10 protein-coding genes are annotated in these 15,314 nt (G+C 71.8%); 2 read left to right on the top strand and 8 right to left on the bottom strand.

The features are described 5' to 3' along the window. Positions 1–31: 31 nt before the first annotated feature. Positions 32–2,500, top strand: coding sequence for a phosphoketolase family protein (locus QMG39_RS10315; protein ID WP_281884681.1), 2,469 nt, complete (start codon positions 32–34; stop codon positions 2,498–2,500). Between the two features lie 168 nt (positions 2,501–2,668). Here QMG39_RS10315 and QMG39_RS10310 read toward each other — a convergent pair whose 3' ends face one another. The 8 genes from QMG39_RS10310 to QMG39_RS10275 form a co-directional block, all read right to left on the bottom strand. Then, a complete protein-coding gene (locus QMG39_RS10310; RefSeq protein WP_281884679.1) occupies positions 2,669–3,730 on the bottom strand; it encodes a LacI family DNA-binding transcriptional regulator in 1,062 nt (353 codons plus the stop codon). Continuing rightward, positions 3,727–4,251, bottom strand: a complete 525-nt coding sequence (locus tag QMG39_RS10305; protein ID WP_281884677.1) for a gluconokinase — start codon at positions 4,249–4,251, stop codon at positions 3,727–3,729. The genes QMG39_RS10310 and QMG39_RS10305 overlap by 4 nt, the downstream gene beginning before the upstream one ends. Before the next feature lies 1 nt (position 4,252). Continuing rightward, positions 4,253–5,491 (bottom strand): D-mannonate dehydratase ManD, encoded by a 1,239-nt coding sequence (gene manD / locus QMG39_RS10300; RefSeq protein WP_281884675.1) that lies wholly within the window; start codon positions 5,489–5,491, stop codon positions 4,253–4,255. Between the two features lie 58 nt (positions 5,492–5,549). Further along, entirely contained in the window at positions 5,550–7,085 is a 1,536-nt protein-coding gene (gene uidB / locus QMG39_RS10295) for a glucuronide transporter (protein WP_281884673.1), read from the bottom strand. A gap of 124 nt (positions 7,086–7,209) precedes the next feature. Next, a complete protein-coding gene (gene uidA / locus QMG39_RS10290) occupies positions 7,210–9,000 on the bottom strand; it encodes a beta-glucuronidase (protein ID WP_281884671.1) in 1,791 nt (596 codons plus the stop codon). A gap of 66 nt (positions 9,001–9,066) precedes the next feature. Then, positions 9,067–10,464 carry a mannitol dehydrogenase family protein gene (locus tag QMG39_RS10285; RefSeq protein WP_281884669.1) on the bottom strand — a complete coding sequence of 466 codons (1,398 nt, stop codon included), beginning with the start codon at positions 10,462–10,464 and terminating at the stop codon, positions 9,067–9,069. Further along, positions 10,461–11,864, bottom strand: a complete 1,404-nt coding sequence (uxaC, locus tag QMG39_RS10280; RefSeq protein ID WP_281884667.1) for a glucuronate isomerase — start codon at positions 11,862–11,864, stop codon at positions 10,461–10,463. Before uxaC ends, QMG39_RS10285 begins: the two co-directional genes overlap by 4 nt. Positions 11,865–12,159: 295 nt before the next feature. Further along, positions 12,160–13,167, bottom strand: a complete 1,008-nt coding sequence (locus tag QMG39_RS10275; RefSeq protein WP_281884665.1) for an aldo/keto reductase — start codon at positions 13,165–13,167, stop codon at positions 12,160–12,162. Positions 13,168–13,310: 143 nt separating this feature from the next. Here QMG39_RS10275 and QMG39_RS10270 point away from each other — a divergent pair, with 143 nt between their 5' ends. Further along, positions 13,311–15,287 (top strand): BCCT family transporter, encoded by a 1,977-nt coding sequence (locus tag QMG39_RS10270; RefSeq protein WP_281884663.1) that lies wholly within the window; start codon positions 13,311–13,313, stop codon positions 15,285–15,287. Positions 15,288–15,314 lie beyond the last annotated feature (27 nt).

The following is a 15,314-nucleotide window of genomic DNA, read 5'->3' as shown; positions in this document are numbered from 1 at the left end:
GCACCGCCGACCACTGCGAGGGGAGACGGACATGGCACGACGACAGGCCCCCGAGGCCACGCTCGACACCGTGGACCTGTGGTGGCGCGCGGCGAACTACCTCACCGTGGGCCAGATCTACCTCATGCGGAACCCCCTGCTGCGGCATCCGCTCGCCCCCGCCGACATCAAGCCGCGCCTGCTCGGGCACTGGGGCACGTCGCCCGGCCTCAACTTCGTCTACGCGCACCTGAACCGCGTGATCGTGCAGCGCGGCATCCCGACGCTGTACGTCTGCGGGCCCGGCCACGGCGGTCCCGCGATGGTCGCGAACGCCTGGCTCGACGGCACCTACTCCGAGCTCTTCCCGAAGGTGGGGCAGGACCTCGAGGGCCTGCACGAGCTCATGCGGCAGTTCTCGTTCCCCGGCGGCATCCCGTCGCACGCGGCGCCCGAGACGCCCGGCTCGATCAACGAGGGCGGCGAGCTCGGCTACTCGCTCATGCACGCGTACGGCGCGGCGCTCGACAACCCGGGGCTCGTCGTCGCGTGCGTGGTCGGCGACGGCGAGGCCGAGACAGGTCCGCTCGCGGCGAGCTGGCGCGCGCACGCCTTCCTCTCCCCCGCGACCGACGGCGCGGTGCTGCCGATCCTGCACCTGAACGGGTACAAGATCGCGAACCCGACGCTGCTCGCGCGCATCCCCGAGGAGGAGCTCGTGCAGTTCTTCCGCGGGCAGGGCTACGAGCCGCTGCTCGTGACCGGCGGCTTCGACGACGAGGACCCGATGCGCGTGCACGAGCGCATGGCGGCGGCGCTCGACGAGGCGTACGGGCGCATCCACGACATCTGGGCCGATGCGCGCGGCACCAACGGCGACGGCGAGGCGGATGCCCCTGAGGGCGATGCCGCCCCGACCGCCGGCGAGGACGCGACCAGCGCTCCCGACGCCCGCCCGCGCTGGCCCATGATCGTGCTCCGCACCCCGAAGGGGTGGACCGGGCCGAAGGTGGTCGACGGCGTGCAGGTCGAGGGCACGTTCCACGCCCACCAGGTGCCGCTCGCGGGGGTCCGCGAGGACGACGCGCATCGCGCGATGCTCGAGGAGTGGATGCGCTCCTACTGGCCCGAGGAGCTGTTCGACCTGGAGGGCCGGCCCGCGCCCGGGCTCGCACCGCTCAGACCCGTCGGCGGCATGCGCATGAGCGCCTCGCCGCACGCGAACAGCGGCATGGCCGAGCCGCTCGACCTGCCCGTGACAACGCCGTTCGCGGTCGACACCGGGGGCGCGCGCACGATGCGCGCGGGTGCGACGACCGTGTTCTCGCACTGGCTCGCCGAGGTCATGCGCCGCAACCCCTCGACGTTCCGCCTCTTCGGGCCCGACGAGGTCGCCTCGAACCGGCTCCAGGCGGTGTTCGACGTGACCCCGCGGGCCTGGATGGAGGCGCTGGATCCGGCCGACGAGCACCTCGGACGCGAGGGCCGCGTGATCGAGGCGCTGAGCGAGCACCTCATGCAGGGCATGCTCGAGGGCTACCTGCTCACGGGCCGGCACGGGCTGCTCACCTCGTACGAGGCGTTCATCCACATCGTCGATTCCATGTTCAACCAGCACGCGAAGTGGGTCGAGTCGGCGCACGAGGTGCCCTGGCGGCAGGACATCGCCTCGCTCACCTACCTGCTCTCGAGCCACGTCTGGCGGCAGGACCACAACGGCTTCTCGCACCAGGACCCGGGGTTCCTGAACGTCGTCGTGAACAAGCAGGCCGACGTGGTGCGGGTCTACCTGCCGCCCGACGCGAACACGCTGCTCGCGACCATGGCGCACTGCTTCGGCACGACGAACCGGGTGAACGCCGTCGTCGCGGGCAAGCAGCTCCAGGGCGCGTGGCTGTCGATGGACGAGGCCCAGGCGCACGTCGACGCGGGACTCGGGGTCTGGGACTGGGCGGGCAGCGAGCTCGGCTACGTGGCCGGCGACCCAGGGGCATCCGTGCCCGACGCCGTCATCGCGTGCGCGGGCGACGTGCCGACCACCGAGGCGATCGCCGCCGCCCAGCTGCTGCGGGAGCGGATGCCGCGCCTGCGCGTGCGGCTCGTGAACGTCGTCGACCTGATGCGCCTGCAGGACGCCCGGGAGCACCCGCACGGCCTCTCGCACGCCGAGTTCGACGCGATCTTCACGACCGACCGGCCGGTGATCTTCGCGTTCCACGGCTACCCCGCGCTCATCCATCAGCTCACCTACCGGCGCATGAACCACGCGAACATCCACGTGCGCGGGTTCAAGGAGCGCGGCACGACGACCACGCCGTTCGACATGGTGCACCTGAACGACCTCGACCGGTTCCGCCTCGCGCTCGACGTGCTGGAACGCGTGCCCGGGCTCGCCGAGCGTGACGGCGTCGCCGGTCTCGTCGAGGACTGGCACTCGCAGCGCCTCGAGGCGCGCGCGTACGCGTACGAGCACGGCGAGGACCCGCCGTTCGTCACCGAGTGGGAGTTCTCCGGCCGCTGAGCGCGCGTCGACGGTGGGTTGGCACTTTTCAGGAACGTGACGAGTGCCGATGCCGGATTCCGGCGGCGGCATTGCCGCGCGCGCAGCATTCGTGCGTCTGGCGGGCCGCTGCGCCGCATTGCGGCGCCGGCCGGGCCCGGGTTCCTGAAAAGCGCCGACGATCGCGGGTCAGGCGGATGCCGCGGGGCCGGTCGAGCCGCGCACCACCAGCGTGGTCGCGAGCAGGTCGTCGGGGAGGTCGTGCCCGTTGGCGCCCACCATCGCGAGGAGCTGGCCGACCGCGCGCTCGCCCGCGAGCACGAGCTGCGCGCGCACGGTCGTGAGCGCCGGCACGATCAGCTCGCTGCCGAAGATGTCGTCGAAGCCCGCGACCGACAACTCGCCGGGCACGTCGACGCCGTGCGCCGCGGCCTCCTGCATGACGCCGATCGCCATCAGGTCGTTGTACGCGATCGCCGCGGTCGCGTGCGAGGCACGGAGCCGTCGGTACGCCTCGCGCCCGCCGTCGATCGTCGGCGCGTTCGGCCCGATCTCGACGATCGCGATGCCCCGCTGCTCGGCGGCGTCGAGCAGCGCCGCCCAGCGGCGCTCGCTCATCCAGGAGGCGGTGGGACCGGCGAGGAACGCGACGGTGCGGTGGCCGAGCTCGTCGAGGTGCGCGACGAGGTCGCGCACGCCCGTGTCGACGTCGGGCAGCACGCTCGGCACGCCGTCGACCGCGCGGTTGATCAGCACGACGGGCTTCTGCCCGGCCAACTGCGCGATGCGCTCCGACGAGAGTCGCGTCGTGGCGAGCACCATTCCGTCGACGCCGGGCAGGATTCGCTCGATCGCGGTCGCCTCGGCCTCGCCCGACTCCTGCGACTCGGCGATGACCAGCGTGAAGCCCGCCTGGCTCGCCGCCTGCTCGGCGCCACGGACCACGCCGAAGACCATCGGGTTCGTGATGTCGGCGACGACCAGGCCGAGCGTGTTGGTGCGGCCCGTGGGCAGCGCCCGCGCCATCGGGTTCATGCGGAAGTCGAGCTCGGCGGCGGCGGCGCGGATGCGCGCCTCGGTCTTCGCGCTGACGCGCCCCGGCTTGCCGAGCGCGCGCGAGACGGTCGACGGGTTCACCCCGGCGAGGTCGGCCACGTCGTAGATGGTGGCCGGGCCGCCGGAACGCGTGCGTCGGCGGGCGGACGCGCCCTCGGGGGCATCCGCCCCGCCCTGCCGGCCCGGGCCGCTCATCGCGACTCCCGGAGCGCGGCGACCGCATCGGCGGCGAGCGCGTCGACCGGATCGGCGATGTCGAGGGTCACGCCTGCCTCGTCCGGCGCGAGGGGCTCGAGCGCGGCCAGCTGCGATGCGAGCAGGGCCGGGGGCATGAAGTGCCCGGTGCGCGCGCCGGCGCGCTCGGCGAGCAGTTCGGGCGTGCCGGAGAGGAAGACGAACCGCGTCGCCGGTGCCGCGCGACGGATGCGGTCGCGGTACGCCCGCTTCAGCGCCGAGCACGCGACCACGATGCCGTCGTCGCCGTGCCGCGCGAGCGTCGCCCCGACCTCGTCGAGCCACGGCGCGCGATCGGCGTCGTCGAGCGGCTCACCGCGTGCCATCTTGGCGACGTTCGCGGCGGGGTGCAGGTCGTCGCCGTCGGCGAAGGCGGCGCCGGACCGGGCGGCGATCGCTCGACCCACCGAGGACTTCCCGGCCGCCGACACGCCCATCACGACGGTCGGCGGCAGGGTGGTCACCTCGGCGCGCGTGCTCATCTCACCAATCATGCACCGTGCCGTCGGCCAGCCGGTTGTAGGGCAGGTAGGCCTGTTCGTAGGGGTACTTGCCCGCCTCGTCGACGTCGAGGGTGACGCCGAGTCCCGGCTGGTCGCCCGGGTGCAGCATGCCGTCCTGCCAGGTGAACGACTGCTGGAAGACCCGGTCGGTCTTCGCGCCGTGCTGCATGTACTCCTGGATGCCGAAGTTGTGGATCGCGAGGCCCAGGTGCATCGCCGCGGCCATGCCGACCGGCGAGATGTCGGTCGGGCCGTGCATGCCCGACTTGATCTGGAACATCGCCGCGTAGTCGAGGGTCTTCTTCAGCGGCGAGATGCCGCCCATGTGGGTGACCGCGCCGCGCACGTAGTCGATGAGCTGCTCGCGGATGAGGTCCTTGAAGTCCCACGCGGTGTTGAAGATCTCGCCGATCGCGAGCGGCGTGGTCGTGTGCTGGCGCACCAGGCGCAGCGCCTCCTGGTTCTCGGCGGGCGTGCAGTCCTCGAGCCAGAACAGGTCGTACGGCTCGAGGCTCTTGCCGAGCTTCGCCGCCTGGATCGGCGTCATGCGGTGGTGCCCGTCGTGCAGCAGCGGCAGCTCGGGGCCGAACTCGTTGCGCACGGCCTCGAACACGCCGGGCAGGTGGCGGAGGTAGGCGCGGGTGTCCCAGTCCTCCTCGACCGGCTTCGCGCCCCGGCGGGCGGGCTCGTGGTCGTAGCGCGCCTCGCCGCCGCCGGTGTCGGCCGCCTGCGACGCGATGCCGTAGATCGCCTTGAGGCCGGGCACCCCGGTCTGCACGCGGATCGCGCGGTAGCCCTGCTCCTGGTGCGAGCGGATGGAGTCGAACAGCTCGGGCAGCGACTTGCCCGAGGCGTGGCCGTACGCCATCAGCCCGGTGCGGCTCGCACCGCCGAGGAGCTGGTACACGGGCATCCCGGCGGCCTTGCCCTTGATGTCCCAGAGGGCCATGTCGACCGCGGCGATCGCGGCCATGGTGACCGGGCCGCGGCGCCAGTAGGCGCTGCGGTAGAGGAACTGCCAGGTGTCCTCGATGCGCTGCGGGTCGCGGCCGATCAGCAGCGGCACGACGTGCTCGGTGAGGTACGCGACCACGGCCAGCTCGCGCCCGTTGAGGGTCGCGTCGCCGAGCCCGACGAGCCCGTCGTCGGTCGTGAGCCGCAGGGTGACGAAGTTGCGGTCGGGGCTGGTGACGACGACCTCGGCCTTGTCGATGATCATGCTGGGGTTCCTCCGTGGGTGCGGGCGGGGCGCGCGGCCCCGCCCGCGGGGTGGGTGACTACTTGCGGCGACGGCCGAAGCGGGTCGGGCGGGCCCTGCCGGTGCGCAGCGCCGCCGTGCTGAGCGAGACGTCGCTCGCGGGCTTCGTGAGGCCCTCGGGGTGCTCCTCCGCCGAGATGTCGACGATGCCGCCGTGGCCGGCGACCTCCGCCTCCTCGTCGCGGTGGCTCTTGATCTCCTCGACGATCTGCGCGTGCAGCTTGTCGGTCAGCGGGTAGAAGACCATGATCGCGCCGGCGGCGAACACGAAGATCGCGGGGATCAGGGCGGCGCCGGTGCGGATGCCCCACTCGGCGCTCGTGCCCACGACCTGCTCGCCGACCGCGTAGCCGCCGAAGCCGATCGCGTACGCGGCGAGCGCACCGCCGACCGCCTGGCCGGCCTTGCGGGTGAATGAGAACACCGCGTAGGTGATGCCCTCGGTGCGCACGCCGGTCTTCCACTCGCCGTACTCGACCGTGTCGGCCTCGAGCGCCCAGATGAGCATCGAGACGAACATGATGCCGGGCAGGCCGATCATGCTGCCGCCGAGCGCGATCCACTCGTTCGGCGCGAGGAACGTGACGAGCTGGCCGACGGAGCCGACGACGGCGCCACCGATGTACGCGGCGCGCTTGCCGAAGCGGCGCACGACCATGGGCACGAACGGCGCGACGATGAAGATCAGTGCGAGCTGCGCGAGCGAGAGCACGGGCACGAGGTACAGCGCGTCGAACACGTCGCGCATGAGGTAGATCTGCGCGGTCGTCGACGAGATCATGCCCGAGAGCAGCAGCAGCGAGCTGATGCAGAGCATGAGCAGCGGCTTGTTGCCCTTCAGCGTCGCGAACGACTGCTTCATGGTGACCTTCGGCACCGCGCGGTAGACGCGCTCCTTGGTGGTGAAGAAGGTGAAGAGGTAGAGGGCCACGCCGACGAAGAGCGCGGTCACCGTCACGATCGTGAAGATGCGCTGCAGGTCGTTCTCGGGCGACAGCAGCGGCGAGATCACGATGCCGAGGATCGCGCCGACGACCGCGGCGCCCATGGTGCGGAAGGTCGCGAGGCGGGCGCGCTCGGCCGGGACCTGGGTCATCGCCGCGGCGAGCGAGCCGTAGGGGATGTTGACCAGCGTGTAGGCGATGCCGAGCAGGCCGTAGGTCACGTAGGCGTAGATGAGCATGCCGGTCTGGCCGATCTGCGGCACGTGGAAGGTCGCGATCGACAGCAGCAGCAGCGGCACCGAGCCGAAGAGGAGGTACGGGCGGAACTTGCCCCAGCGCTTCGTGTAGGTCTTGTCGACGATGCGCCCGGCGATCACGTCGGTGAACGCGTCGAAGATGCGCAGCACCAGGAAGAGCGTGCCGACCGCGGCGGCCGAGAGCCCCGCGACATCCGTGTAGTAGACGAGCAGGAACATCGACGCGAGCGTGAACGACAGGTTGTTCGCCATGTCGCCGGCGCCGTAGCCGAGGTACGAGATCTTGGGGAGCTTCGGGAGGCTCGTCGTCGGGGTCGACGTCGGGGTCGACGCGTCCCGGTCGGTGGTGGTCATGCGGATGGCTCCTTTGCCGTCGATGGATCCTACGTGGTGGTGCGGGGTGTCGCCGAAGCGGGGGTCGTGGTCGGGCGGGGGGCGGATGCCCCAGCGGACGCGTGCCCGCCGGGGCATCCGTGCATCAGGCGTCGCCGCCGTCGCGGAGCGCGGTCCAGCGCTTCCGGAGCGAGTGCGCCACGGCCTTCGGCTTGCGGTCGCGCGTGAACACGCCCTTCTTGTTGCCGTCGACGCGGAAGATGCCGACCGAGGTCTGGAAGTCGGCGAAGTTCCAGACCTGCTCGCCGACCATGGCGTCGACGCGGTCGAAGACGCGGTGGTACATGTCGAGCAGGTTGACCTGGAACTCCTCGGTCCACGGCTGGTCCCACACCGAGTGGAAGCCGGGGATCGTGTCGGCGCCGTACTCGGTCATGATCATCGGCTTGCCGTACATCTGCTCCCAGCCGCGCAGCTCGGCCTCGAGGTGCACCTCGGCCGTGGCGAGGTCGCCCGTGTCGATGTACCAGCCGTAGTACCGGTTGATGCAGATGACGTCGGCGAACTTCGAGACGCGGCAGACGTTCGGCGGCGCCATCATGACGTTCACGAACGTGACCGGGCGGGTCGGGTCGAGCTCGCGGGTGAGCGCGAACAGCGGCTCGAAGTAGTCGTCGGTGCCCTCGGCCATGGTGTCGGGCTCGTTCGCGATCGACCACATGACCACCGACGGGTGGTTCTTGTCGCGCGCGATGAGCTCGCGGATCTCGCGGCGGTGCGCCTCGGCCATCTTCGGTCCGAAGCCCTCCTCGCCGCCGCCGCCGCCCATGGCGGACATGAGGTCGGCGATGCCGCCCGAGATACGGCTGTTGAGGCCGACCGCGGAGGTCTCGTCGATCACCACGATGCCGTGGCGGTCGGCGTAGTCCATGACCTCCTCGGCGTACGGGTAGTGCGAGGTGCGGAACGAGTTCGCGCCGATCCAGTCGATGAGCTCGAAGTCGTGCACGAGGAAGGCGTTGTCGTGGCCCTTGCCCTTGACGGCGATGTCCTCGTGCTTGCCGAAGCCGGTGAAGTAGAACGGCTCGCCGTTGATGAGGAACTGGTTCTCCCGCACCTCGACGGTGCGCACGCCGACGTGGAGGGAGTACTCGTCGACCACGGTCTCGCCGTCGACGAGCTCGACCGACAGGTCGTAGAGGTAGGCGGCGCCGGGCTGCCAGAGGTGCACGTCGGCGACCTCGAGCGTCGCCTCGGCGCCGGTGCCGGTCGCGACGACCGCGCCCTGCTCGTCGCGCAGGGTGAGCCGCACCTCGGCCTCGCCGGAGGTCTCGACGGCGGCGCGCACCAGGCCCGTCGTGCCCTCGACGTCGGTCACGACGGTCACGTCGGTGACGCGGGTCGCGGGCACGCTGTACAGCCACACCGAGCGGTGGAGCCCGGAGTAGTTGAAGAAGTCGTGCATGTAGCCCTGCTGCTTGCGGCCGTCCGGCAGGTCCTTCACGAGCCCCGGCGGGATGGTGTCGGGGGTGAGCACGTTGTTCACGCCCACCGTGAGGCGGAACTCGGCGCCCGCGGTGACGTGGTCGGTGATGTCGGCCTCGAACGGCAGGTAGCCGCCCTCGTGGCGGACGACCTCGGTGTCGTCCACGTACACGACGCCCTCGTGCGTCGCGGCGTCGAGGCGCACGACGATGCGCTCGCCGGCCCAGCCGCGCGGCACGCGGACGGTGCGCTGGTACCAGACCCAGCCGACGTGGTCGCGGACCTTCGAGTCGGTGAACAGGTCGTTGTAGCTCGCGGGCACGGGCGCCTCGAGCGTGGTGTCGAGGGTCGACGCCCACGGGTCGGTCAGGTCGCCGCTGTCGACGGCGAACCGCCAGAGGCCGTCGAGGTTGACGAGCTCCCGGGTGGCGGTGATCTTCGGCTTGAGCATGGTGCCCTCTCTGCGCTGCGATGCGCGGTGTCGGTTCGGTGGTCGGTGGGTTCGGGTGGTCGGTGGTCAGGTGGCGGATGCCACGGGGTCGGCGGCTCGCAGTGCGGCGACCCGGCTGCGGACCGCCTCGAGGCTCGCCGCGTCGCCGGCCAGGCGGGGCGACACGACCTCGAGCAGGCGGGCCACGGGGTCGTCCGCGGCGAGCGCCTGGTCGATGAGGTCGTCCTGCGAGTCGGGCGCGCGGTGGCCGGCGATCACGCCCGCGACCCAGGCGGCGACGGCCTCGAGGCTCGCGTCGGGCACGCGGCCCGCGTCGAGCGTGCGCTCGGCGACCGTGGCCGCGCGGTAGCGGGTCTTCGTCGCGGCGTCCGCCGCGATCTGCTCCAGGCGGTGCACGATGCGCGGATTCGCGAAGCGGTCGATCAGGGCGCCGCGGTAGTCGGCGTGCTCGATGCCCTCGGGCAGCAGCGCGACCGCCTCGCCCCAGTAGCGCTCGACGAGGTCGCGGCAGGCCGGGTCGGCGATCGCCTCGGCGACCGTCTCGTGGCCGCGCAGCGGGCCGGCGCTCGCGAGGATCGAGTGCGCGCCGTTCAGCAGCCAGAGCTTGCGCTGCTCCCACGGCTCGATGTCGTCGACGAAGCGCGCTCCCGCGGACTCCCAGTCGGGGCGGCCGGCGGGGAAGTCGCCCTCCAGGGTCCAGTCGGCGAAGGGCTCGGCCACGACCGGGCAGGCGTCGCCGCGGGACTCGAGCGCCCAGGCGGCATCCGCCTCGGACAGCCTCGGCGTGATGCGGTCGACCGACGTGCTCACGACGGAGACCTGCTCGGCGACCCAGCCGGCGAGCAGGTCGTCGACCATGCCCGCGGTGGCGATGAGGCCGGTGCGGAGCCAGCGCCCGTTGTCGGGCACGTTGTCGCACGGCACGATCGCGATGGGGCCGGCGCCGGCGCGGCGGCGGATCTCCAGCCCGAGGAGGAGGCGGCCGAGGGCGGAGTTCGCCGCGACCTCCCCGAGCGGGTCGCGGTGCGCGAGCGCGTCGCGCAGGTTCTCGATGTCGGCGGCGAGCACCGGGTCGGCCACGTCGGGCAGGCCGTCGGGCAGCAGCCGGTAGCCGGCCTCGGTGATCGTGAGCGTCACGACCGCGACCCGCGGGTCGGCGAACAGGTCCGCCAGGCGCGCGAGGTCGTCGCCGCGGTGCGCCTCGACGATGCTGCCGACCACCTCGGTCCGGTCGCCGTCGGCGCCGCGGCGGGTGAGGGTGTAGAGGTGGTCCTGCGCGGCGAGCGCGACGGCGGCGGCCGGTGAACGGCCGGTGAATGCGGCGATGCCCCACTCCGCGGCATCCGTCGCCTGCGCAGTGAACCACGCCTGGTGCGCGCGGTGGAACGCCCCGAGGCCGAGGTGCACGATGCGCACGGGCGGCGTGGGCACGCCGGCCGTCTCGCGCGAGAGCGTGGCGGTCACAGCTTGAACACCTCCCGCGGGACGGCGTCGACCAGGTCGTGCGCGATGCGCGTCGCGGTCGGCAGGCTCACCCGGCCCTCGCGCACGAGGCGGGCGAGGAACGCGGCGTCGAGGCGGCGGGCGGTGTCGTGGCGCGCCGGGATCGACAGGAACGCGCGGGTGTCGTCGATGAAGCCGCTCGAGCGGTAGAAGCCGGCGGTCTCGGTCACGGCCGAGCGGAAGCGCAGGATCGCGTCGGGCGCGTCGAGGAACCACCACGGGGCGCCGATGAACAGGCTCGGGTAGAAGCCCGCGAGCGGCGCGACCTCGCGCGAGTAGACCGTCTCGTCGACGGCGAAGAGCACCAGGTGCAGCCCGGGCTCCATGCCGAAGCGCTCCAGCAGCGGGCGGAGGTTCTCGGTGTACTCGGTGCGCACCGGGATGTCGTGGCCCCGGTCGGCGCCGAAGCGACGGAAAGTCTCGGTGTGGTGGTTGCGGCGCACGCCCGGGTGGATCGTCATGACGAGGCCGTCGTCGACGCTCATGCGCGCCATCTGCAGCAGCATGTGACCGCGGAAGGTGCGCGCCTCGTCGGCGGTGAGCGTGCCGGCGATGGCGCCGGCGTAGAGGCGCTCGGCGTCGGCGGCGTCGAGGTCGGCGGTGAACGGCTCGAGCACGCCGTGGTCGGCGGAGACCGCGCCGTGCGCGACGAAGTGGGCGCGGCGGGCCTCGAGCGCGGCGAGGTAGCCGGCGAAGCCGGTCGCGGTGCCGGTGGCGGCGTGCAGGCGTGCGATGCGCTCGGCGAAGCCCGGCGCCTCGGGGTCGAGGTACGCGTCGGGCCGGAAGGTCGGGAGCACGCGGCCGGTGAAGGTCGGGTCGGCGGCGAGCGCCGCGTGGGCGGCCAGGTCGTCGAGCGGGTCGTCGGTGGTCGCGAGCACCTCGATGCGGAAGCGGTCGAACAGCGCGCGGGGCCGGAAGTCGGGGTCGGCGAGCGTCGAGGCGATGCGGTCGTAGAGCCGGTCGGCGTTCTCGGGGGCGAGCTCCTCGGTGATGCCGAAGAGGGTCTGGAACTCGTGCGCGAGCCAGTAGCCCGAGGCGGTGCCGGCGAAGCGGTGCCAGTTCGCGGCGAGGATGCGCCAGACGTCGCGGGGCTCGGCGGAGCGGTTCGAGTCGAGGCCGAGCTCGGCGAACGAGGCACCGGATGCGACCAGGAGGCGCGTCACGTAGTGGTCGTGCGTGACGAAGAGCTCGGTCGGGTCGGCGAACGGCTGGTCGTCGGCGAGCATGCGCGGGTCGACGTGCCCGTGCGGCGAGAGGATCGGCGCGTCCGCGACGACGGCGTAGAGCTCGCGGGCGATCTCGCGGGTGCGCGGATCGAGCGGCAGCAGGCGGTCGCCGTCGAGGCCTGTCGTCATCGTCATGTCCACGAGTGTGTCACGGGTTCCGAGTTTCTGCAACCGGTTGCCATCCGAACAGCGCCATAATCGGTGGCATCCGTCGCTCGCGCGGTGGCCAATCGCGCAATCGGCTGCCATGCACCCCGCCACAGCCGGCCCCCTCCCGAGAACATGCAACGTCGCGTGGACCGCGGCGTGTCTGCATGTTCTCGCTGCGAACCTGTCAGATCTGCATGTCTTCGGGTGGGACGGAGGTGCGCGGAGTCAGGCGCGGGCGGGCGGATGCCACGAGATAGGGGGGCGGATGCCGCGGGGCGGCCTACCAGCGGGAGTGGACCGCCTCGCGGAACTCGCGGTCGTAGAGCTCGCGCACGGCGTCGTCGAGGCCCGGGTCGAGCGCGATCGATCCGGCGGCGGCGTTGGCGCGGGCCTGCTCGGGGTTGCGTGCGCCGGGGATCACCGTGCTCACCCCGGGCTGCGCGGCCACCCAGGCCAGCGCGAGTTGCGCGGTCGTGGGCACGGCCCCGCCCGGGGCATCCGTCACGAACTGCGGCGCGAAGTGCGCGAACTGTTGCGCGGCACGCACGCCGGTCGCGAAGTCGACCCCCGCGAACGTCTCCCCCACGTCGAACGCCGAGCCGTCGCGGTTGTAGGTGCGGTGGTCGTTCGCGGCGAAGGTGGTGTCGGTCGTGTACTTCCCCGACAGCAGGCCGCTCGCGAGCGGCACGCGCACGATGATGCCGACGCCCTCCGCGTCAGCTGCGGGCAGCACCACGTCGAGCGGCTTCAGCCGGAACGGGTTCACGATGATCTGCACGGATGCCACGCGCGGGCGCGCGATCGCCGTGAGCGCCTGGGCGACGGTCTCGACGCTCACGCCGTAGGCGGCGATCGCGCCGCGGTCGACGAGGGTGTCGAGTGCGTCGAAGACCTCGCCGTCGGCGATCACCTCGGTGGGCGGGCAGTGCAGCTGCACGAGGTCCAGGGTGTCCACGCCGAGGTTCCGGCGCGAACGGTCGGTCCACTCGCCGAAGTTCACCAGCGAGTAGTTCTCCGGCTCCTGGGGCATCCGCCGGCCCATCTTCGTGGCGACCGTGACGCCCGAGCCCGGGTGGTCGGCCAGCCAGCCCCCGATGATCGACTCGCTGCGGCCGTCGCCGTAGACGTCCGCGGTGTCGAAGAACGTCACGCCCGACTCGGCGGAGGCGTCGAGCACCGCGCGCGCGTCGGCCTCGTCGACGTCGCCCCAGTCGGCGCCGAGCTGCCAGGTGCCCAGGCCGATCGACGAGACAGTGCGGCCGGTGCGGCCGAGGGTTCGGGTCTGCATGGGGTCCTCCCTGACTCGCGGCACCGCAGGTTCGCGTCGCGCCGTCCTGCGAGCCTACGCGCGTCGGGCGCGCAGGGCGCGCCCCTGACATCGCGCGACCGCGTCGCTAGTGTGGAAGGCGGACGACCTGGGGGGAGTCACCCATGACGACCGGAACACCCGCGACGAACGGCAGCCCGGCACCGGAGCCGGAGCCGAGTACTGCGGCGACGCGAGCGCTGCTCCCGAAGACCACGATCGAGCGATGGGTGTTCTGGCCCGCCGCCGGCGTCGTGCTCCTGTTCAGCGGGTTCGCCCTGCTGGCGCCGCGGGCCGCCGAGGCCGCGTTCGGCGCGGTGCAGACCACGATCGTGAACGCGTTCAACTGGTACTACGTGCTGATCGCCGCGTTCTTCGTGATCTTCGCGCTCTACGTCGGATTCAGCCGCTTCGGCAGCATCCGCCTCGGCAAGGACGACGACAAGCCCGAGTTCTCGCTCGGCGCGTGGTTCTCGCTGCTGTTCGCGGCCGGCATGGGCATCGGCCTCGTGTTCTACGGCGCGAGCGAGCCCCTCAGCCACTTCGTCTCGCCCCGGCCAGGCGTGAGCGGCACTCCGGAGCAGCTCGCGCAGCAGGCGCTCAGCCAGACCTACCTGCACTGGGGCGTGCACGCGTGGGCGATCTACGTCGTGGTCGGACTCGGCCTCGCCTACGCGATCCACCGGCGCAAGCGCCCCATCTCGATCCGCTGGACGCTCGAGCCGCTGCTCGGCAAGCGCGTGCGCGGCACGTGGGGCAACGTGATCGACGTGGTCGCCCTCGCCGGCACGCTGTTCGGCGTCGCCACCTCGCTCGGCCTCGGCGTGCTGCAGATCAGCGCGGGCCTCGACTTCATCGGGCTGGCGGAGCCGACACCGACCTCGCAGGTCGTCATCATCCTCGTGATCACCGTCTTCGTGCTGGCCTCGGTGCTCTCGGGCGTCACCAAGGGCATGAAGTGGCTCTCGTCGACCAACCTGATGCTCGCCGGGCTCCTCGTGCTGTACATGCTGACCTTCGGCCAGACCGAGTTCCTGCTGCGCGAGTTCGTGCAGTCGATCGGCGCGTACATCCAGAACTTCATCGGCATGTCGTTCAACGTGAGCGCGTTCCAGGGCGAGGCCGGCGAGCTGTGGCAGGCGGGCTGGACGTCCTTCTACTGGGGCTGGTGGATCTCGTGGGCCCCCTTCGTGGGCATCTTCATCGCCCGCATCTCGCGCGGCCGCACGGTGCGCGAGTTCGTCGCGGGCGTCATCATCGTGCCGACGCTCATCGGCATGCTCTGGTTCAGCGTGCTGGGCGGCTCGGCGCTCTACATCGAGCTGACCGACCCCGGCGCCCTCATCGGCGAGGAGGGCACGGTGAACGTCGAGGCGACGCTCTTCCACCTGCTCGACTTCTTCCCGGGCACCGGCTTCCTCACGGTCGGGGTGATCCTGCTGATCTCGATCTTCTTCATCACGTCGTCCGACTCCGGTGCGCTCGTGATGGGCATGATCGCGACCGGCGGCCAGATCAACCCGCGCAAGTGGGTGCGCACGTTCTTCACCCTCATCACCGCGCTGCTCGCGATCTCGCTGCTGCTGGCCGGCGGCCTGGTCGCGCTGCAGACGGCGGCGATCATCATCGCGCTGCCGTTCAGCGTCGTGATGCTGCTCATGTGCTGGTCGACCATCATCGCGTTCAGCCGCGAGCGCCGGGCGTACGAGCTCGCGAGACGCGCCCAGTTCGTCGACCACATCGGCGAATACTATGGACTCGAGGTCGAGGAGCCGTTGGAGGCGGGAGCGATCGGCAGGGGACCCAGGTGGATGCGGCAGATCGGCCGCAGGCTCAAGCTGCGCACCGACCTGCCGACCGGGCAGATCCCGATCTCCGACCAGCCGCTCAAGCCGGTGTTCACGCACGTCGACGACGAGATCCCCGTGCGCCACGCGAGCAAGCGGGCGCTCGAGGCCGAGGAGCGCGACTCGATCGGCGTGCCGACCGACGACGTCGACGAGGTCGTCGAGCACGACCCGCGGGCGCGCGGCGACGTCGAGGACGTGCCCGACCGCACGGCCGACGACGACGGGCGCGACCCGCTGCACGGGCGCGACTAGGGACCGCCGGGTCGTCGCCTCGCGCAG

The organism is Agromyces rhizosphaerae (assembly GCF_027925245.1).
Classification (GTDB): domain Bacteria; phylum Actinomycetota; class Actinomycetes; order Actinomycetales; family Microbacteriaceae; genus Agromyces; species Agromyces rhizosphaerae.
This window is presented reverse-complemented; position numbering and strand designations above follow the sequence as displayed.

Bases quoted from the DNA above. Each gene is read 5' to 3' on its own strand.
- QMG39_RS10315 (WP_281884681.1), top strand. From the start codon at position 32: ATGGCACGACGACAGGCCCCCGAGGCCACGCTCGACACCGTGGACCTG.
- QMG39_RS10310 (WP_281884679.1), bottom strand. From the start codon at position 3,730: ATGAGCGGCCCGGGCCGGCAGGGCGGGGCGGATGCCCCCGAGGGCGCG.
- QMG39_RS10305 (WP_281884677.1), bottom strand. From the start codon at position 4,251: ATGAGCACGCGCGCCGAGGTGACCACCCTGCCGCCGACCGTCGTGATG.
- manD (WP_281884675.1), bottom strand. From the start codon at position 5,491: ATGATCATCGACAAGGCCGAGGTCGTCGTCACCAGCCCCGACCGCAAC.
- uidB (WP_281884673.1), bottom strand. From the start codon at position 7,085: ATGACCACCACCGACCGGGACGCGTCGACCCCGACGTCGACCCCGACG.
- uidA (WP_281884671.1), bottom strand. From the start codon at position 9,000: ATGCTCAAGCCGAAGATCACCGCCACCCGGGAGCTCGTCAACCTCGAC.
- uxaC (WP_281884667.1), bottom strand. From the start codon at position 11,864: ATGACGATGACGACAGGCCTCGACGGCGACCGCCTGCTGCCGCTCGAT.
- QMG39_RS10275 (WP_281884665.1), bottom strand. From the start codon at position 13,167: ATGCAGACCCGAACCCTCGGCCGCACCGGCCGCACTGTCTCGTCGATC.
- QMG39_RS10270 (WP_281884663.1), top strand. From the start codon at position 13,311: ATGACGACCGGAACACCCGCGACGAACGGCAGCCCGGCACCGGAGCCG.